Genomic DNA, 18460 nt, shown 5'->3' with positions numbered 1-18460 from the left:
CTACGTCCCGACGCTCGCCGGGCCGAGCAGGGCCTTCAGGTCGCCGAAGAGCTCCGGGGTGGCGGTGACCCGCAGGCTCTCGTCGAGCTTGAGCAGGACGGTCCGCCCGGGCTGCATCAGGTTCACGTGCACGTCTGTGGTCCCCGGGTGGTCGGCCAGCACGCCCTTCAGCTTGTGCGCGAGGCCGTCGGTGACCCGGGTCAGCGGCAGGTTGAGGACCACCGGCCCGCGGGGACCGGTCTTGATCTCGGGCAGGCTCATCTCGTTGGCCATCAGCTCGGCCCCGTCGTCGCCCTTCTTCAACCGCCCCTTCACCACCACCACGGTGTCCTCGGCGAGCATCGTCGAGATGGTCATGTAGGTCCGCGGCCAGAAGACGACGTCCAGCGAGCCGGCCATGTCCTCCACCGAGGCACGGGCATACGGCTCACCGTTCTTGGTGCGCTTGAGCGCCAGGTTCGTCAGCAGCCCGGCCACGGTGACGAAGTCCCCGTCCTTGGCGCCGTCCTCGCCGACCAGCTGCAGGATCGAGGCGCTGGCGTGCTGGCTGAGGATGTGCTCGATGCCGTTCAGCGGGTGGTCGGAGACGTAGAGCCCGAGCATCTCGCGCTCGAACGCCAGCCGGGCGGTCTTGTCCCACTCGATGCTGGGCACGGGCGGCAGGGTGACGATCTGCAGACCGGCACCCTCCTCGCCGTCGCTGTCGTCGAACCCGAAGCCGGAGAACAGGCTGTCCTGGCCGATCGCCTCCTGCTTCTTCTCGTCCGCCAGCGCGTCGACATACCTCTCGTGCACGGTGACCAGACCCTGCCGGGCGTGCCCGAGGCTGTCGAACGCCCCGGCCTTGCACAGCGACTCCACGGTGCGCTTGTTGCAGACGACCGCGGGGCACTTGCGCAGGAAGTCCTCGAAGGAGGTGAAGCTGCCCTTCTCCTCCCGGGTGCGGGTGACCGCCTCGACCACGTTGGCCCCGACGTTGCGCACCGCCTGCAGCCCGAAGCGGATGTCGTCGCCGACGGCCGCGAAGGTCCCGATCGACTCGTTGACGTCCGGCGGCAGCACCGGGATCCGCAGCCGCCGGCACTCGGCCAGGTAGAGCGCGGTCTTGTCCTTGTCGTCGCCGACGCTGGTCAGCAGGGCCGCCATGTACTCGGCCGGGTAGTTCGCCTTGAGGTAGGCCGTCCAGTAGGAGATGAGCCCGTAGGCCGCGGTGTGCGCCTTGTTGAAGGCGTAGTCGGAGAACGGCACCAGCACGCCCCACAGCGCCGCCACCGACTGCTCGGTGAAGCCCTGGGCCTTCATCCCGTCGGAGAAGGGGATGTACTCGGCGTCGAGCACCTCCTTCTTCTTCTTGCCCATCGCCCGGCGCAGCAGGTCGGCGTTGCCGAGCGTGTAGCCCGCGAGCTTCTGGGCGATCTCCATCACCTGCTCCTGGTAGATGCAGAGCCCGTAGGTCGTCTCCAGGATCGGCCCGAGCGCCTCCTCCATCTCCGGCTGCAGCTTCCCCTTCAGCTGCGGGTCCAGGGGGGTGTTCTCCTGCTTGCCGTTCTTGCGCAGCGCGAAGTTGGTATGCGCGTTCACGCCCATCGGGCCCGGCCGGTAGAGCGCGAGCGCCGCGGAGATGTCCTCGAAGTTGTCCGGCTGCATCAGCCGGAGCAGCTGGCGCATCCCGTTGCCGTCCAGCTGGAAGACGCCGAGCGTGTCGCCCCGCCCGAGCAGCTGGTAGGTCTTCGCGTCGGTCATGTCCTTGGACAGCACGTCCAGGTCGATGTCCTCCCCCCGGTTGTCCTTGATGTTGTGGATCGCGTCGTCCAGGACGGTGAGGTTGCGCAGCCCCAGGAAGTCCATCTTGACCAGCCCTAGCGTCTCGCACGTCGGGTAGTCGAACTGGGTGATGATCTGGCCGTCCTGGTCCCGGCGCATGATCGGGATCAGGTCCAGCAGCGGCTCGCTGCTCATGATGACGCCGGCCGCGTGCACACCCCACTGCCGTTTCAGGCCCTCCAGGCCGCGCGCCGTCTCGAAGACCTCGGCGGCCTGCTCGTCGTCGGCCAGCAATTCACGGAACTCGCCGGCCTCGCCGTACCTCTTGTGCCCGGTGTCGTGGATCCCGGACAGCGGGATGTCCTTGCCCATCACGGTGGGGGGCATCGCCTTGGTGAGCCGCTCCCCCATCGCGAAGGGGTACCCCAGCACCCGGGAGGCGTCCTTCAGGGCCTGCTTCGCCTTGATCGTGCCGTAGGTGACGATCATCGCGACCCGGTCGTCGCCGTACTTGTCGGAGACGTAGCGGATGACCTCGGAGCGTCGCCGGTCGTCGAAGTCGACGTCGAAGTCGGGCATCGACTTGCGCTCCGGGTTGAGGAAGCGCTCGAAGATCAGCCCGTGCGGGACCGGGTCCAGGTCGGTGATGCCCATCGCGTAGGCGCACATCGACCCGGGTCCCGAGCCACGTCCCGGCCCGACCCGGATGGCGTTGTCCTTGGCCCAGTTGATGAAGTCGGCGACCACCAGGAAGTAGCCGGGGTAGCCCTTGCCGATGATGACCTCGGACTCGTACGCCGCCTGCTTGCGCGCGTAGTCCGGCACGCCCTCCGGGAACCGGCGGTGCAGCCCGGTCTCGACCTCCTTGATGAACCAGCTGGTCTCGTCCTCCCCCTCGGGCACCGGGAAGCGCGGCATGAAGCGCCCCTCGCCCTCGGTGAAGGAGACGTCGCAGCGCTCGGCCACCAGCAGCGTGTTGTCGCACGCCTCGGGCAGCTCGCGCCAGATCTCGCGCATCTCGGCGGCGCTCTTGAGGTAGTAGCCGTCGCCGCCGAACTTGAACCGGTTGGGGTCCTGCATGGTGGAGCCGGACTGCACGCAGAGCAGCGCCGAGTGCGCGAGCGCGTCCTCCTGCGCCGTGTAGTGCAGGTCGTTGGTGGCCAGCAGCGGCAGCGACAGGTCCTTGGCCAGGCGCAGCAGGTCCTGGCGGACGACGCGCTCGATCTCGATGCCGTGGTCCATCAGCTCGAGGTAGTAGTTCTCGGCGCCGAAGATGTCCCGGAAGTCGGAGGCCGCCTGGACCGCCTTGTCGTACTGCCCCAGCCGCAGCCGCGTCTGGATCTCCCCGGAGGGACAGCCGGTGGTCGCGATCAGCCCCTGCCCGTAGGTCTCCAGCAGCTCGCGGTCCATCCGCGGCTTGAAGTAGTAGCCCTCCATCGAGGCCAGCGAGGCCATCCGGAAGAGGTTGTGCATCCCGTTGTTGTTCCGGGCCAGCAGCGTCATGTGGGTGTAGGCACCGCCACCGGAGACGTCGTCCCGGGAGCTGCTGTCCTTGTCCCCGTACCGGACCCGGGTCTTGTCGGTGCGGTGGGTGCCGGGGGTGACGTAGGCCTCGAGGCCGATGATCGGCTTCACGTCGTAGCGCTGGGCCGTCTTCCAGAACTCGTAGGCACCGAAGATGAACCCGTGGTCGGTGGTCGCGATGGCCGGCATACCCAGCTCGGCGGCCTTCTCGAACATGTCGGTGATCCGCGCTGCACCGTCGAGCATCGAGTACTCGGTGTGGTTGTGCAGGTGGACGAAGTTCTTCTCAGGGGTGGTCGCGGAGGCCTGGGCCGACGGGACACGGGTTGGCGCTGACATCACCGATGATCTTAGTTCGCCCCACCGACAGGTATGCCGCCCCGGTCGGCTCCCGGACGTCCCGGCACCCCCGGGTCAGGGGCGGATCCGCTCCAGGGCGCGCTCCAGGTCCTCCGGGTAGCCGGAGGTGAACTCCACCCGTTCCCCGCTGCCGGGGTGGTCGAAGCCGAGTGCGGTGGCGTGCAGCCACTGCCGCTCCAGCCCCAGCCGGGTCGCCAGCGTGGGGTCCGCGCCGTAGGTCAGGTCCCCGCAGCAGGGGTGCCGCAGCGCCGAGAAGTGCACCCGGATCTGGTGGGTGCGCCCGGTCTCTAGGTGCACCTGCAGCAGGCTCGCCCGCCGGTGCGCCTCCAGCAGCTCGTAGTGGGTGATGCTGGGACGCCCCTCGGAGCGCACCGCGAACCGGTAGTCATGACCCGGGTGGCGTCCGATCGGGGCGTCGATGGTGCCCTGGTGCGGGTCCGGCAGGCCCTGGACCAGCGCGTGGTAGGTCTTGTCCACGTCCCGGTCGCGGAAGGCCTGCTTGAGCACGGTGTAGGCACGCTCCGACTTCGCCACCACCATCAGCCCGCTGGTCCCGACGTCGAGCCGTTGCACTATGCCCTGACGCTCCGGAGCCCCCGAGGTGGAGATGCGGTAGCCGGCCGCTGCCAGGCCCCCGACCACGGTGGGGCCGGTCCACCCCACGCTGGGGTGGGCGGCGACGAAGGCGGGCTTGTCGACGACCACCATCTCGCTGTCGTCGTGCACGATCCGCATCCCCTCGACGGGCTCGGCGACGACCGGGATCTCGGCGGCGGGGGTGGGGGGCAGCTCGACCTCCAGCCAGGCTCCCGCGCTCACCCGGTCCGACTTGCCGACGACGCGGCCGTCCAGCTGCACGTGCCCCTCGGCCGCCAGGGTGGCAGCGCGCGAGCGGGAGAGCCCCAGCACCCGGGCCAGCGCGGCGTCGACCCGCTCCCCCTCGAGACCCTCGGGCACGGGCATCGCGCGCGACTGGTTCACGAGCCGCCACCGGTGCTGGTGGCGTCGTCGGTCGTCGTCGACGCGGTGCTCCCCTCACGGGTGCCGTCGGGGTGCAGCCCGCGCAGGGACAGCAGCACGATGAGCACGGCGGCGGTGGTCACGCCCATGTCCGCGACGTTGAACACGGGGAAGTTCGGCAGCCGGAGGAAGTCGACGACGTGCCCCAGCCCGAACGACGGGTCGCGCAGGTAGCGGTCCGTGAGGTTGCCCACCGCGCCACCCAGCAGCAGACCGAGGGTGAGGGCCCAGGGCAGGCTCCGGGTGCGCAGCGCCACCCAGACGATCCCGATCGATATCAGGGTCGCCACCGTGGTGACCACACCGGTCCAGCTGGTGCCCATCGAGAAGGCGGCGCCCGAGTTGTAGATCAGGTGCAGCTGCAGCACCTCGCCGACCACGGGGACGGACTCCCCCCGGGTGAGCGCGCGCTCGGCCCACAACTTGGTGGCCTGGTCGATGCCCCACCAGAGGACCGCGACCACGAACACCACGAGGGTGCGGCGGGGCGGGAGGACGGTTACCGGCGTTCCTGCTTCTGCTTGCATGACAGGCATAGCGTCGCACGCGGGAACGCCTGGAGCCGCATCTTGCCGATCGGTGTGCCGCAGGACTCGCAGTCACCGTAGGTGCCGGCGTCGATCCGGGCCAGGGCCTGTTGGTGCTGGTCGACCAGGTTCCGGGCGTTGTTGGTGACCGACAGCTCGTGCTCCCGCTCCCAGGTCGCGGCGCCCGCGTCCGCCTGGTCGTCCCCGGCCCCGTCGCCGAAACTGCGCTTGAGGTCGACGAGGTCCTGCTCGGCCTCCTCCACCTCGGCCCGCAGCCGTTCCATCTCACCCTCGAGCTCGCCCCGCACCTCGGCCAGCTCCTCGGCGGTCCAGGGATCTTCGCCCTCTCGGACGCTCAGCACCTCGTGCCGGTCCCCTGCGCCTGCCCCACCCTGCTCGCGCGTCGCCGCGCCACCCTGCTTCGCTGTCACGGCCACCGCTGTCCTTCGTCGATGAGAGGCGTCCGCGCCGGATGTCGGCACGGACATGGCGTGAGGATAGTTCAGCCCCGAGATGCTGACAACGTAGAACGACACCACCCCGGGCCCACCTCCCGCATACCCCGTACGCAGGAACGCCCCGACCGTGGCCGGGGCGTTCCTGCGTGCGGGTATGCGGGACGGGTCAGTCCCGGTGGCCGTCCAGCTTCTCCATCTGGTCGGTGAGGAAGGCGCGCAGCCGGTCCCGCAGGTCGGCCTCCTGCGTGCGCAGGCTCTGGATGGTGGCGCCCAGCGAGGTCTGCTGACGCTCCAGGTCCTCCAGCACGCTGGCCCGCTGCTGCTGGGCCTCCGCGATCAGCTGGTCGTGGGTGCGCTGACCCTCGTCGAGCAGACCGTCGCGGGTCTGCTCACCGGTGCCGACCAGCTCGTCGTGACGCGTCTGGCCCTCCTCGACCAGTCGGTCGTGGGTCTCCTGGCCGGTGCGCTCCAGCTCGGCCCGCCGCTCGTCCGCCTCGGCGACGACGGTGGAGCGGTACTGGTCGCCCTCCTCCACCAACCGGACCTTGGTGCTCTCGCCCTCGGCCACGTGCTGGTCGTGCAGCCGCTGCGCCAGCGAGATGATCGCGCTGGGGTCCTCACCCTCGGTGCCGGCCGCCGTGGCGCCCACCCCGCTCAGCTCGGCCGCGTTCCGCTCGGCGTCGTCGGCGCGCTCCTGCGCGGCGTCCAGCTGCTCCTGCAGCTCCTGGACGCGGGCCTGCTCGGCGGCCACCTGGCCACGCAGCTCCTCGAGCTCGGGGGCGGAGGACCCGTCCCCGGCGGTGGTCACCGTGGTGCCGACCGTAGCGTCAGCGCGCTCCTGCGCGACCCGGGCCCGCTCCTCCGCCTGGGCGCGTGTCTCCTGGCACTCGGCGAGCTGACGGCGCAGCTCGGCGACCTCGTCGTCGGACGACTCCTGCGAGGCGTCCCCGGTGTCGACCGGCGCGGCGGCGGCGCCGGTGTCGGCACTGCTGATGCCGCGCCCGGCACGGCAGTCCTCGAGGTCGGTGCGCAGGCCGTCGTTCTCGGCGATCAGCCGGCGCAGCTCGACGACGACCTCGTCGAGGAAGTCGTCGACCTGGGTCTCGTCGTAGCCGCGGCGCAGGTGGGTCGCGCTGAAGCTCTTCTTGATCACGTCCTCGGGGGACAGCGACATGTTTCACCTCTGTCAGGGAAGTCACCGACGCGCCCGGGACGTCCGGGGGCGGATGCGGTGACGTGCGGTCGTGCAGGTGGCGGAGTCACTCTAACGCAGACTCCGGCGCGGCCCCTAGCGTCGCGCACGACGGGTCCGGGACCTCGGTTCGGGGCCTCAGAACGGGAGGGAGGCCGCCAGCCCGCGGGCGATGCCCACGGCGATGATGAGGACCAGGAAACCGAGGTCGAGGGCCACCCCGCCCAGCCGCAGCGGGGGGATCACCCGGCGCAGTGCGCGCAGCGGCGGGTCGGTCAGCGAGTAGATCCCGTTGGCCAGCACCAGCACCGGGCCCTTGGGGCGCCAGTCGCGGGCGAACACCTGCACCCAGTCGAAGATCAGTCGGCCGATGAGGACGAAGAAGTAGAGGTTGAGCAGGAGTGCGAGGATCTGGCCGACCATGGGGGCAGCCTACGTCAGCACCCTGGGCGTTCCCCGCACCACCGCGCCCGTCACCTCTCGGCACGGGTGGCCGGGGTTCAGCTCTGGTTGAACGGCCCCGTGGGGTTGCGGGGGGGCTCGCTGGGGGTGCCGGTGTCCACCGCGACGTAGGAGGGGCTCAGCAGGAAGACCTTGCTGGTGACCCGCTCGATGGAGCCGTGCAGCCCGAACGCCAGACCGGCGGCGAAGTCGACCAGCCGCTTGGCGTCGGAGTCGTCCATGTCCGTGAGGTTCATGATCACCGGGATACCGCCGCGGAAGGCCTCCCCGATCGTCTTGGCCTCGTTGTAGGTGCGGGGGTGGATCGTGGTGATGCGGTTCAACTCGCCGACCTCCGGCTCGCGGACGACCTGGGAGACAGGGGTACGGGTGGGCACAGCAGCGGCCTCGACGTGCGCCGGCTGGTCCTCGCGCAGCGCGCGCACGGTGGCGTTGTTGCCCCGCGTGGTCGGCTCGTCCTCGGCATACGTGTCGTAGTCGTCGAACCGCTCGTCAGACTCGGCCAGGCCGAGGTACTCCATGGTCTTGCGCAGTGCCCCGGCCATGTGTGCGAGCTCCTTGGTGCGTACGGGTGGTGACTCCCGTGGTGAAACGGACAGGGACGACGCTACCGGGGGTCGGGACGGGAACCCAGGATTGCGCTCCCGACACGCAGGTGTGTCGCGCCCGCCGCGACGGCGACCTCGAGGTCCCCGCTCATCCCGGCCGACATCCACGTCGCCTCCCGCTCCGGGCCGGTCCCCGCGGTATGCCGGATCCGCTCACCGAGCGCGGCCAGCCGGTCGAAGGCGGACCTGACCCCGGCCTCGTCCAAACCCAGGGGGGCGATCGCCATCACCCCGCGCAGGCGCAACTGCTCGGCCTCGGCGACGGCACCGGCGAGCGCGTCCAGGTCGGCCGGGGCGACGCCGCCCCTGCCGGCCTGCTCCCCCTCCCCCAGGTCGACCTGGAGCAGCACGCCCAGCGGCCCGTCCACCTCGCCGTCGGCCCGCGCCTGGACGCGCCCGGCGTCCAGCGCCGACACCAGCCGGGCCCGGTCCACCGAGTGGACCACGTCGGCATACCCGGCGACCCGGCGTGCCTTGTTGCGCTGCAGCTGCCCCACGAAGTGCACCTGCAGGCGCTCCCGGACGGAGGCGGGCAGCGAGGCGACCTTCTCCCCCGCCTCCTGGTCCCGGCTCTCACCGATGTGCTCGACGCCGAGCCCGGCGAGGATCTCCACGTCGGCGGACGGGAAGAACTTGGTCACCGCGACCAGGGTCACCTCGTGCGGGTCCCGGCCGGCGGCCGCGCAGGCCGCGTCGATGCGTGACCGGACGGCGCCCAGCCGCTCCCGCAGCTCCTCGGACCGACCCATCTCAGGCCGCCTGCTCGGGCGCCAGCAGGCGGACGACCCCGGCGAAGCGACCGGTGCTGCCGTCCCGGCGATAGGAGTAGAGATCGGGTCGCTCCCGGGTGCAGCCCGGCAGCCGGCGCAGGACGACGCCGGCTGCCGTCAGCTGGTCGACCACCCCGGCCCCCACGTCGATCGCCGGGGTCCCCGACCGGCTGACCGCGACGGCGGCCGGGACGACCTCCGCCGCCCGGTCGCGGAGCTCGGCGGGGACCTCGTAGCAGAGGGGGCACACGGAGGGACCGACGACCGCCTCGAGGTCCCGCGCACCCAGGTCGGTGAGGGCCTGCACCGCCGCGGGCACGACGCCCGCGAGCAGGCCCGGCCGGCCGGCGTGCACGGCGGCCGCGAGGCCTGCGGTCCGGTCCACCAGCAGCACCGGGACGCAGTCGGCGACCAGCACCACCAGCGCCTCGTCGGCGCGGTCGCCGACCAGGGCGTCGGCCGCCGGGGCGGGCGGTGCGGCGTCAGTGGACGCCGTCGTCAGGGCGGTCGAGGCGGTCGCGACGGCTGTCCCGGTCCCGGTGCCAGGGGTGAGCGCGACGGAGCACCCGTGCTGCTGGTCCATCAGGCGCAGGTCGCCGAGCCGCAGACCCAGCGCGTGGGCGAGGCGGTGCCGGTTGGTCTCCACCGCCTCGGGGAGGTCACCCACGTGCGCGCCGAGGTTCAGCTCGCCGTAGGGCCCTCGGCTCGACCCGCCGTGCCGGTCGGTGACCAGCCACTCCACGCCGTAGCGGTCACCGTCCGGCTCGATCCGCTCTCTCCAGAAGAACACGGTCTGCAGGGTAGCGGGCGGCGCCGGCCGGGCCTCACATGCCCGAGAAGGTGTTCATCGTGTTGATGATCGCCGGACCGAGGACCACGATGAAGAGCACCGGCAGGATGAAGAGGACCAGCGGGAAGACCACCTTGACGGGCACCTGCATGGCCTTCTCCTCGGCCCGCTGGCGGCGCTTGGTCCGCATCTCCTTGGCCTGGGTGTTGAGCACCCGGGCGATCGAGATGCCGTGCTGCTCGGCCTGGATGATGGCCCGGACGAAACGGCGCAGGTCGGGGACGTGCACCCGGTCGGCCATCGCGCCGTAGGCGACCCTGCGGGGGGCACCCACCTGGATGTCCTGCAGCAGCCGGATGAACTCGTCGGCGAGCGGCCCCTGGCTGTTGCGTGCCACGTGCGCGAGCGCGGCCTCGAAACCGAGCCCCGCGTCGACCGAGATGGTGAGCTGGTCCATCACGTCCGGCAGCGCCTGCTGCACGGCCTGTCGGCGCTTGATCCCGGCGTTGTAGAGCAGCAGGTCGGGCAGGAACCAGACCGCCAGCACCACAGCTACCCAGAACAGCAGCGCCCTCAGGCCCGGGGACACCCCCACCAGGAGCACGGCGACCCCGGCCGTGACCGCCGTGCTGACCAGCTTGGTGACGAGCACCCGCTCCAACGGCCAGGCGGCCGGGCGGCCGGCCAGGGCCAGCGACCGGTCCAGCGCCCGGACCCTGCCCGCCGGGGTGAGGCTCGCGGCCAGCTGCACCAGGCCGCCCCCGGACACCTGCGGGCCGTCGGGGGCCGTCTGCCCACCGAGGTCCCGCTGCAGGTTGACCAGGGCGCGCTCGCGCACCGGGTCGGGGCGGGCGGTGAAGGACCACACGAGCAGGGGCAGCGCGAGGGCGATGCAGGCGGCGGCAAGCAGGACGACAGGGGCCATCAGAACGTCACCGTGATGACCTTGCGCATCCACAGCGCCCCGATGCTGAGCATGACGGCGCCGAGACCGATCATCAGGAAACCCAGGACGTTGCTGACCATCGGTGCCAGGTAGCCGGGGTTGATGACGAGCAGCAGCAGCATGACGGCGAACGGCAGCCCCAGCAGGACCAGCGCGGACAGCTTGCCCTCGGCGGCGAGCGCCTTCACCTGGCGGCGGATCTGGTTGCGCTCCCGGATGGTCTCCCCCACCTGGTCGAGGACGTCGGCCAGATTGCCGCCCACCTGCCGGTGGATGGCGATGGCCTGGGCCACCCACCGGAAGTCGTCGCTGTCCATCCGCTCGCCCGCGTCGTTCAGGGCGTCGCCCAGGTCGCGGCCGACCCGGGTCTGGTTGACCACCCGGGTGATCTCGGTGGCGCCCGGCTCCTCCAGCTCGGTGGCGAGGGAGTCGAAGGACTGCAGGATGCTGTGCCCGGCCCGCAGGTTCCCGGCCAGCAGCTGCAGCATGTCGTCCAGCTGATCGGCGAAGGCGCTGCGCCGGGCGCCGGCGCGCATACTGACGAAGACGACCGACCCGGCCACCGTGAAGCCGGCCAGCAGCACCCCCACCACGAGGTTGCCGACGACCAGCCCCACGGCCAGCGCGGCCAGGGCCGCCGCCCCGACGAGCAGCACGAACTCGGGCAGGGCCACCTTGATGCCGGCCAGACCGAGGGCGGTGGCCCACGCCTGGGTGCCTCCCCGGCGGGCCAGGGTCCGCTCGATCACCACCGTGGTGGCCCCGGCCGCCTGGGTGAGCAGGCCGGGCTCCTCCGCGGCACCGTAGCGGCGGCGCGCCACCGGGAGCCGGCCCGAGGGCACCACGAGCAGCCATACGGCGAGCGCCAGCGCGGTCGCCAGGGAGGCGGCGCCGGCCCACAGCGCCACCCCGGCGGGCAGCGCGCTCACCGTCGACCGCCCGTTCGCAGCACCACGTCGAAGATCCCCGGGGGCAGCGAGATCCCCTGCTCCTCGAAGCGTTCGGTGAAGTGCGGGCGCACCCCGGTGGACCGGGTGGAGCCGAGGAACTTGCCGTCGGCGTCGACCCCGGCCGAGAAGTCGAACGCGAACGCGTCCTGCAGGGTGACGATGTCCCCCTCCATGCCCTGGACCTCGGTGACCTGGGTGACCCGCCGGGTCCCGTCCCGCAGCCGGGTCAGCTGGACGATGAGGTCGACGGCGGAGGAGATCTGCTCCCGGATCGCCCGCAGCGGCAGGTCCATCCCGGCCATCAGCACCATCGTCTCCAGCCTGGACACCGCGTCCCGGGGGGAGTTGGCGTGCAGCGTGGACAGGGACCCGTCGTGGCCGGTGTTCATCGCCTGCAGCATGTCCAGGGACTCCCCGCCGCGGACCTCGCCGACGATGATCCTGTCGGGGCGCATCCGCAGCGAGTTGCGGACCAGGTCGCGGATGCTGATCTCGCCGCGGCCCTCGATGTTGCGCGGCCGGCTCTCCAGCCGGACCAGGTGCTCCTGCTGCAGCTGCAGCTCCACCGCGTCCTCGATGGTGATGATCCGCTCCTCCGCGGGGATGAAGGAGGACAGCACGTTGAGCATGGTCGTCTTGCCGGTGCCGGTGCCGCCGGAGACGAGGATGTTGAGCTTGGCCTCGACGCAGGCCCGGAGCAGGTCCACCATCTGCGGGGTGAGGCTGTCGCGGTCGACGAGGTCCTGCACCCGCATCGGCACCTTGCCGAACTTGCGGATGGTGAGGGTGGACCCGGAGAAGGCCAGCGGGGGGATCACCGCGTTGACCCGGGACCCGTCCTCGAGGCGGGCGTCCACCAGCGGGGACGACTCGTCGATGCGCCGGCCCACCTTGCCCACGATCCGTTCGATGACGCGGCGCAGGTGCTCCTCGGAGGTGAACCGGGCCCCGGACCGGGTGAGCCGCCCACCGACCTCGACGTAGATGTTGTCCGGTCCGTTCACCATGATCTCGGTGACCGCGTCGTCGTCCAGCAAGCGCTGCAGGGGCCCGTAGCCGAGCACGTCGTCGGTGACCTCGGCCACCAGCCGTCGGCGCTCGTCCGCGCGCAGCGGCACCGAGGTGCCGTTGATCAGGCCGGTGACCTCCCGCCGGACCAGCGCCTGGAGCTGATGCTCGTCCAGGGAGGTGTCGGAGATCCGGGACCCGAGCCGGCTGAAGAGCTGCTCGCGGGTCTCGGCCTTGATCTTGGCCAGCGCGTCGGTCTGCGGCTCGGCGGGAGCAGGGGGCGGCGTCTCCGGGACGGGCCTGGCCTGTGGTGCGGGCGGGGGCACCGGCGCGGGGGTGGGCTCCCCGGACGGGGCAGGGGCGTCACCGTCCTGCTCGTCCGGCGCCGGGGGGACGGCCGGAGGCGTAGAGGGTGGTGGGCTCTCTGGGGTCCCTGGGGTCTCGGGGTGTGCCGCGGCGGAGCCGGGACGCTCCCGGGTCGCCCGCAGCCGGTCGGCGAGGTTCATCGGCCCAGCCTTCCCCGGTGCCGGCCGCTAGGGCCGCCACCGTCGGTGACCGGCGCGAGCCGGCTGATGAGGGTCTGCAGGCCCTTGCTGACGGCGTCCCGTGGCTGGCCCAGCACGATCGGGCGGCCCTCGTTGGTGGAGCGCACCACCTTGCGGGACCGGGGCACCACCAGGTCGACGCCGCGCCCGATGGTCGCCTCGACGTCGGCGACGGACAGCCCGCCGGAGGTGTCGGCCATGTTGACGACGACGTGCCGGGTCGCCGGGTGCAGGTCCAGCTCGTCCAGCAGGGCCAGCTCCTTGCGCAGCCCGCGGACCCCCGGGACGTCCAGGCCGGTCACCAGCACCAGGTCGGTGGTGTGGTCCAGCGCCGCCAGGGTCTGCTCACCGAGCCCCGGCGCGGTGTCGATGATGACATAGCGGAACTCCCGCTTGAGCAGCTCCACCAACGCGGAGACCTGGGCGGTGCTGATCCGGTCCGCCTCCACCGGCGAGGCCACCCCCGGGATGACGTGCAGCCCCGAGCCGTGCCGGCTGAGCAGGCTCTTCATCGCGATGACGTCCCGGGCCGCTGCGCCGGTGACGAGATCGCCCAGGGTGGAGGCCGGCTCCAGGTCCAGCGCAGCACCGACGTCCCCGAACTGCAGGTCCAGGTCCAGCAGCACGGTGCCCTGCGGCGACTGGCCGGCCAGGCCGACGGCGAGGTTCGTCGCGATCGTCGTCTTGCCGACCCCGCCCTTCGGCGAGGCCACGGTGATGACCCGTCCGGTGAAGACGTCGTCCACCCGTGGCCCGGGGGTGCGGGTGGCGGAGGCCTCCTCGGTGCGCCGCAGCACCCATCGCAGGTCCTCAACCCCCAGGTCCGGGCTGAGCACGTCGCGGACCCCGGCGCGCATCGCGCGCAGCGCCAGCTCCTCCCCCCGGGTCGTCGCCAGCAGGACGCCCACCTGCGGGAACGCCTGCTCCAGGCGGGTGGAGAGGTCCATGCACCGGTCCGTCACGGCGTCGTCCTCGCCGACGTCGACGAGCACGACCCGCACCGCGTCCGGATCGGTGGCCAGCGCCAGCAGCTGCGCCGGACCGGCCGGCAGCTGCTCCGGCGCCAGCACGGTGAGGTCGTCACCGACCGCGGTGCGGACCCGTCGGGCCAGGTCCCGCGACGGACTGACCAGCATCACCCGGCTCACTCGAGCACGCTCCGGGCCCGGTCGGGCAGCCCACCGACGATGGCGTCGATCGGTTCGTCGTCTGCGCTCTCGGGCTCCAGGGTGAACCAGACCAGACCGTGGTCCATGGCGTAGATGACCCGGGCCGCCTCCTGCGCCTCCAGGGCGATGGTGACGTTCAGGCTGTCCTGGGCCGCCTCCGCGGAGACCTCCTCCCCCTCCAGCGCGGGCGGCGGGGCCACGTACCCGCCTTCCACCCGCACCACGAGGGCCTTGTGCATCAGCAGGTCGGTGAAGTTGATCTCCTCGGGGTCTTCCTCTGTCCCCTCGTCCGTCCCCTCCTCGGTGGCGTCCGGGGCCGGTGCGTCCGGGTCCGGGATGAGCTGCCCGTCGTCGGTGAGGACGTACCCCGGGATCGGGGCGAAGCTGAAGCTGCCGAAGACCCCGACCCGGTCCCCGGGGGCGATGTTGCCGCCGAGGGCGCGTGGGTTCTGCAGGGGCACGGTGAGCTGGTGCAGGTCCTCGGCCTCCTCGGGCAGGGTGAAGGCGTCCCGGGAGCGCAGCTCCTCGGGGGTGAGGAACCTGCTCGCGAGCAGCTGCTCACCGGCCGCGACGTCGACGACCGCCACCGTGCCGTCCAGGTCGTCCACGTCGGTGAGCACCCCCTCGGGGAGGAAGGTCCGGGGCACCTGTCGGACGGTCACCGCCCCGGTCAGCGCCTCACCGGTGGTGCCCTGGTCGATCGCCACCTCGGCCACCAACACCTCGACGGTCTCCTGGTCCTCCATGGCCCGCCGGTCGGCGGACCCGGCGTAGGAGAGCACCAGCAGCACCCCGACGCCGGCCAGGACCAGGGCGGCGACGGCGGCGATGACACGACGGATCACGGGGGGGTCTGCTCTCTGTGGTGGGTCAGTCGACCAGGGTGACGACGGAGGCGCCGAGGTTGGGGCCGGTGCCGTACTCGAAGGCGTCGGCCAACGACACCCACTCGACGAAGCGGCCCCGGATGCAGCGGTCACTGCCGCTGCAGGGCGGCGAGGAGCGCAAGCCGCCGAAGTGGAAGCCGTGCAGCTCGAAGGCGGCGAACGCATGGATCCGGTAGGCACGGTCACCGGCCGGGGAGGAGGAGGCCGTGCACCCCGGGGCGTTCCCCGGGTTCTTGGTGACGCACTCGTCGAAGATGGGCAGCAGCACCACCTCGCCGACCAGCGGGGTCAGGTCGCTCGCCGAGCAGTCCTTGGGCGTGTTGCCGGTGGTGGCCTCGACCCAGCCGTCGACGCTCACCTCGGCGCCGCAGCCGCCGCCGTCACCGATGTAGCCGAACCCACCCGGCATGGTGTTGCCGCTGGTGGGAAGCACGCACTCGGCGTCCGAGGACTTGGTCAGGTAGACCGTCGCAGCGGTCCCCGAGCTGCCTCCCTGCTTGTCGAACTGGCACAGCGAGAAGGTGAGCGGAAGACCGGAGACGCCGCGGGTGGGCGCCCCCCAGACCGCGGTGGCCGTCTCGCGGACGGTGAACGAGTCCACCCCGAAGAGCCGGACGAAGGCGTTCTCCGACTCCGCGGAGACGGTGGCACGGACCTGGGTGGCCGCCGGGTAGTCCACCGCGGTGGTCACCGTGTCCACCTGGTGCCGGACGTTGGCGGTGGCGAGGTCGTGCGCCATCGGCTGGTCGCCCGCCCCCGGGCAGGTCAGCTCGTCGGTGGCGCAGGCCTGGGCCAGGCCCAGCGCGGCGGCGTCGGCACCGTTCTGCGCCTCCTGGGTCTTGGCGTAGGCGGCGGTGACGTCCACACCCAGCCCGACGAAGCCGATCAGCACGACGAGCAGCAGGGACACGATGACCGCGACCGCGCCGTCGTCCGGGCGCGCCAGGGGTAGCGGGGCACAGCGTGAGCGTCGGGTCAGCCGTTGCATCGCATCGCTCCCTGGGCACCGAGGGTGAAGCTGCCGCCGAAGAAGCCGGTCACCGAGGTGGCGACGTAGGAGCCCTCGACCACCTCGCGACACCCGGGCGTGCCGGGGGTGCCCTCCCGGCTGATGCTCACGGTCGCGGCATCGGGGTCCCCGCCGAGCGGGGAGAAGGTCGCGTAGAACTGGGCGCTGGCCTCACCGGTGTCGTCCCGGACCGCCATCGTGCGGGCCGCGTCGCGAGATGCCTGGGCCAGGCTGGCCTGGATGCTGAAGAGTCGGCCGAACTCCAGGATGCCCATGAGCAGGGTGACGAGCAGCAGCGCGACGAGGGCGAACTCGACGGCGGCGGCACCGCGGTCACGGGGCGGTCTGGGCAACGGGCGCTCCTGGCAGGGGTCAGAGCAAGGGCTGCGGGAAAAGGCAGAACACGAGGTGCGGGAAAGAACGACGACCGGGGCGCGGGGTCAGGGCCGCGCCCCGGTCATCGAGGTATGCCGTGGGTCACTCGTCGCCACCACCGACGGTGCCAAGCCGCTCCCCGACGCCCTCGAAAGCGTCATTGAGCTGACCACCGAGAGCCAGCACCGCAGCGATGATGACGACCGCGATGAGGGCCACCATGATGCCGTACTCGACGGCGGTGGCGCCGCGCTCCTTGTCGGCGTCCTGCAGGCGGGCCTTGAGGGTGGCGAGGGCGAAGAAGATGCTGGACATGACGATTCCTCCAGGGAAAGGGGGGACGGGGCGATGCCGCCCTCACGTCGTCAGAGTGCCGGCATCTGGATCTTTTGTGATCGGCCGGGCATTCACTCCGGCCGAGGCAGACTCTGTCATGAAGAATGCATTCTCCACAAGTGGTGAATGATGCATTGATGGTCACGATCTGGTAACGGACATACCTTGGAGCGAAACCCCAAGAATCCTTGACCAACCCTTTACCCAGAATGGTCAGGACGGGCGAAAAGGTGTGCTTTCATGCGGGCCATTCCGTCGGACCGTCCGCCGAGCTTCCGCCGGTGAGGACGGACAGGACGCAGACGGCAGCAGGCCCCCACCGTGGCGGTGGGGGCCTGCTGGCCGGCGGCTCGGACGAGCCGGGGAGGTCACTTCAGGAAGTCGGGCACGTCCAGGTCGTCGGAGTCCTCGAAGGTCACCTGGCGCGGCGGCTGCGCGGGGCGCTGCTGGGCCGGCGGGGCCTGCGCGGAACGCTGGTCGTCTCCGCCCTCGGACCCCTCGGGACGCTGCTGCTGGCCGCCCTCGTCGCTGCCGGCGCGCTCCGGCTGGGCCTGCGGCTGCGCGGGACGCTGCTGCTGGGCGGGCGGCGCCTGCGGGGGACGCTGCTGCTGGGTCGGCGCCTGCGCGGGGGCCGTGCGGGTGGCGCCACCGCCCGGCTGCACCTGACCGAGCGCCCGCTCGTCGCTACGGGTCTGCGGGGAGCCCCCGTCGAAGCCGGCGGCGATGACGGTGACCCGCACCTCGTCGCCGAGGGAGTCGTCGATGACCGCCCCGAAGATGATGTTGGCCTCCGGGTGGGCGGCCTCCTGCACCAGGCGGGCGGCCTCGTTGATCTCGAAGAGGCCCAGGTCCGAGCCGCCCTGCACGGACAGCAGGACACCGTGTGCACCCTCGATGCTGGCCTCCAGCAGCGGCGACGAGATCGCCAGCTCGGCGGCCTGGACCGCCCGGTCCTCGCCCCGCGCCGAGCCGATGCCCATCAGCGCCGAGCCGGCCCCCTGCATGACCGACTTCACGTCCGCGAAGTCCAGGTTGATCAGGCCGGGGGTGGTGATCAGATCGGTGATGCCCTGCACACCGGAGAGCAGCACCTGGTCCGCGCTGCGGAAGGCGTCCAGCATGGAGACCGTGCGGTCCGAGATGGACAGCAGCCGGTCGTTGGGAATGACGATGAGGGTGTCGACCTCGTCCCGCAGGGTGGCGATGCCGGACTCCGCCTGGTTGGCCCGGCGGCGACCCTCGAAGGTGAACGGGCGGGTCACCACACCGATGGTCAGCGCACCCAGCGACTTGGCGATGTGGGCCACCACCGGCGCACCACCGGTGCCCGTGCCGCCGCCCTCACCCGCGGTGACGAAGACCATGTCGGCACCGCGCAGGGCCTCCTCGATCTCCTCGGTGTGGTCCTCCGCCGCGCGGCGCCCGACCTCGGGGTCGGCACCCGCGCCGAGGCCACGGGTCAGCTCCCGGCCCACGTCGAGCTTGACGTCGGCATCGCTCATCAGCAGGGCCTGGGCGTCGGTGTTGATCGCGATGAACTCGACCCCCTTGAGGCCGACCTCGATCATCCGGTTGATGGCGTTGACGCCGCCACCACCGATCCCGACGACCTTGATGACGGCCAGGTAGTTCTGCGCTGCGGACACGGTGGACCTTTCGAAACGGGTGCGGGTTCTCACGCCGCGATGCGGTGCGTAGCGCGAGCATACGCGGGACGTCCGTGCCCGACCGTGAGCGTGAATCTCAACTTCAGGTCGAGG

Annotated in this window: 18 protein-coding genes; all 18 read right to left on the bottom strand. The window is 71.5% G+C overall.

What is annotated here, in order from left to right; translation table 11 throughout:
- The 18 genes from dnaE to ftsZ all read right to left on the bottom strand — a co-directional run bounded on the left by dnaE (position 1) and on the right by ftsZ (position 18346).
- Positions 1-3627: a DNA polymerase III subunit alpha gene (dnaE, locus tag ACI3EY_RS04900; RefSeq protein WP_405037763.1), complete on the bottom strand. Its 3627-nt coding sequence runs from the start codon at positions 3625-3627 to the stop codon at positions 1-3.
- A 75-nt stretch (positions 3628-3702) separates the two neighbouring features.
- A complete protein-coding gene (locus ACI3EY_RS04895; protein ID WP_405039808.1) occupies positions 3703-4611 on the bottom strand; it encodes an RluA family pseudouridine synthase in 909 nt (302 codons plus the stop codon).
- 14 nt (positions 4612-4625) lie between these two features.
- On the bottom strand, positions 4626-5195 hold the full coding sequence (lspA, locus tag ACI3EY_RS04890) for a signal peptidase II (protein ID WP_405037762.1): 570 nt from the start codon (positions 5193-5195) through the stop codon (positions 4626-4628).
- Positions 5168-5626: a TraR/DksA family transcriptional regulator gene (locus ACI3EY_RS04885; RefSeq protein ID WP_405037761.1), complete on the bottom strand. Its 459-nt coding sequence runs from the start codon at positions 5624-5626 to the stop codon at positions 5168-5170. The genes lspA and ACI3EY_RS04885 overlap by 28 nt, the downstream gene beginning before the upstream one ends.
- Before the next feature lie 193 nt (positions 5627-5819).
- Positions 5820-6827 (bottom strand): DivIVA domain-containing protein, encoded by a 1008-nt coding sequence (locus tag ACI3EY_RS04880; RefSeq protein WP_405039607.1) that lies wholly within the window; start codon positions 6825-6827, stop codon positions 5820-5822.
- A 156-nt stretch (positions 6828-6983) separates the two neighbouring features.
- Entirely contained in the window at positions 6984-7268 is a 285-nt protein-coding gene (locus ACI3EY_RS04875; protein WP_405037759.1) for a YggT family protein, read from the bottom strand.
- Positions 7269-7345: 77 nt separating this feature from the next.
- Positions 7346-7852 carry a cell division protein SepF gene (locus tag ACI3EY_RS04870; RefSeq protein WP_405037758.1) on the bottom strand — a complete coding sequence of 169 codons (507 nt, stop codon included), beginning with the start codon at positions 7850-7852 and terminating at the stop codon, positions 7346-7348.
- Positions 7853-7914: 62 nt separating this feature from the next.
- A complete protein-coding gene (locus ACI3EY_RS04865; protein WP_405039606.1) occupies positions 7915-8664 on the bottom strand; it encodes a YggS family pyridoxal phosphate-dependent enzyme in 750 nt (249 codons plus the stop codon).
- Between the two features lies 1 nt (position 8665).
- Entirely contained in the window at positions 8666-9475 is an 810-nt protein-coding gene (locus tag ACI3EY_RS04860) for a purine nucleoside phosphorylase YfiH/LACC1 family protein (RefSeq protein ID WP_405039605.1), read from the bottom strand.
- A gap of 34 nt (positions 9476-9509) precedes the next feature.
- Positions 9510-10400 (bottom strand): type II secretion system F family protein, encoded by an 891-nt coding sequence (locus ACI3EY_RS04855; protein WP_405039604.1) that lies wholly within the window; start codon positions 10398-10400, stop codon positions 9510-9512.
- Positions 10400-11350 carry a type II secretion system F family protein gene (locus tag ACI3EY_RS04850; protein WP_405039603.1) on the bottom strand — a complete coding sequence of 317 codons (951 nt, stop codon included), beginning with the start codon at positions 11348-11350 and terminating at the stop codon, positions 10400-10402. Before ACI3EY_RS04850 ends, ACI3EY_RS04855 begins: the two co-directional genes overlap by 1 nt.
- The gene (locus ACI3EY_RS04845; RefSeq protein ID WP_405039602.1) at positions 11347-12885 is read right to left on the bottom strand and encodes a CpaF family protein; all 1539 of its coding nucleotides are present in this window, start codon (positions 12883-12885) and stop codon (positions 11347-11349) included. The genes ACI3EY_RS04850 and ACI3EY_RS04845 overlap by 4 nt, the downstream gene beginning before the upstream one ends.
- Entirely contained in the window at positions 12882-14072 is a 1191-nt protein-coding gene (locus ACI3EY_RS04840; RefSeq protein WP_405039601.1) for an AAA family ATPase, read from the bottom strand. Before ACI3EY_RS04840 ends, ACI3EY_RS04845 begins: the two co-directional genes overlap by 4 nt.
- Entirely contained in the window at positions 14069-14938 is an 870-nt protein-coding gene (gene cpaB / locus ACI3EY_RS04835; protein ID WP_405039600.1) for a Flp pilus assembly protein CpaB, read from the bottom strand. The genes ACI3EY_RS04840 and cpaB overlap by 4 nt, the downstream gene beginning before the upstream one ends.
- Positions 14939-14963: 25 nt before the next feature.
- Entirely contained in the window at positions 14964-15968 is a 1005-nt protein-coding gene (locus ACI3EY_RS04830; protein ID WP_405039599.1) for a pilus assembly protein TadG-related protein, read from the bottom strand.
- A complete protein-coding gene (locus ACI3EY_RS04825; protein WP_405039598.1) occupies positions 15956-16342 on the bottom strand; it encodes a TadE/TadG family type IV pilus assembly protein in 387 nt (128 codons plus the stop codon). The genes ACI3EY_RS04830 and ACI3EY_RS04825 overlap by 13 nt, the downstream gene beginning before the upstream one ends.
- A gap of 124 nt (positions 16343-16466) precedes the next feature.
- On the bottom strand, positions 16467-16679 hold the full coding sequence (locus ACI3EY_RS04820) for a Flp family type IVb pilin (protein WP_405039597.1): 213 nt from the start codon (positions 16677-16679) through the stop codon (positions 16467-16469).
- A gap of 389 nt (positions 16680-17068) precedes the next feature.
- On the bottom strand, positions 17069-18346 hold the full coding sequence (ftsZ, locus tag ACI3EY_RS04815; RefSeq protein ID WP_405039596.1) for a cell division protein FtsZ: 1278 nt from the start codon (positions 18344-18346) through the stop codon (positions 17069-17071).
- Positions 18347-18460: the final 114 nt, after the last annotated feature.

This window comes from Serinicoccus shuyuelongi (assembly GCF_045032955.1).
GTDB lineage: Bacteria > Actinomycetota > Actinomycetes > Actinomycetales > Dermatophilaceae > Ornithinicoccus.
The sequence above is the reverse complement of the archived record's forward strand: the minus strand, read 5'-3'. Positions and strand labels throughout refer to the sequence as shown.

Coding starts and splice junctions, on each gene's coding strand:
- dnaE (WP_405037763.1), bottom strand. CDS start 3,627: ATGTCAGCGCCAACCCGTGTCCCGTCGGCCCAGGCCTCCGCGACCACC.
- ACI3EY_RS04895 (WP_405039808.1), bottom strand. CDS start 4,611: ATGCCCGTGCCCGAGGGTCTCGAGGGGGAGCGGGTCGACGCCGCGCTG.
- lspA (WP_405037762.1), bottom strand. CDS start 5,195: ATGCAAGCAGAAGCAGGAACGCCGGTAACCGTCCTCCCGCCCCGCCGC.
- ACI3EY_RS04880 (WP_405039607.1), bottom strand. CDS start 6,827: ATGTCGCTGTCCCCCGAGGACGTGATCAAGAAGAGCTTCAGCGCGACC.
- ACI3EY_RS04875 (WP_405037759.1), bottom strand. CDS start 7,268: ATGGTCGGCCAGATCCTCGCACTCCTGCTCAACCTCTACTTCTTCGTC.
- ACI3EY_RS04870 (WP_405037758.1), bottom strand. CDS start 7,852: ATGGCCGGGGCACTGCGCAAGACCATGGAGTACCTCGGCCTGGCCGAG.
- ACI3EY_RS04865 (WP_405039606.1), bottom strand. CDS start 8,664: ATGGGTCGGTCCGAGGAGCTGCGGGAGCGGCTGGGCGCCGTCCGGTCA.
- ACI3EY_RS04855 (WP_405039604.1), bottom strand. CDS start 10,400: ATGGCCCCTGTCGTCCTGCTTGCCGCCGCCTGCATCGCCCTCGCGCTG.
- ACI3EY_RS04845 (WP_405039602.1), bottom strand. CDS start 12,885: ATGAACCTCGCCGACCGGCTGCGGGCGACCCGGGAGCGTCCCGGCTCC.
- ACI3EY_RS04830 (WP_405039599.1), bottom strand. CDS start 15,968: ATGCAACGGCTGACCCGACGCTCACGCTGTGCCCCGCTACCCCTGGCG.
- ACI3EY_RS04820 (WP_405039597.1), bottom strand. CDS start 16,679: ATGTCCAGCATCTTCTTCGCCCTCGCCACCCTCAAGGCCCGCCTGCAG.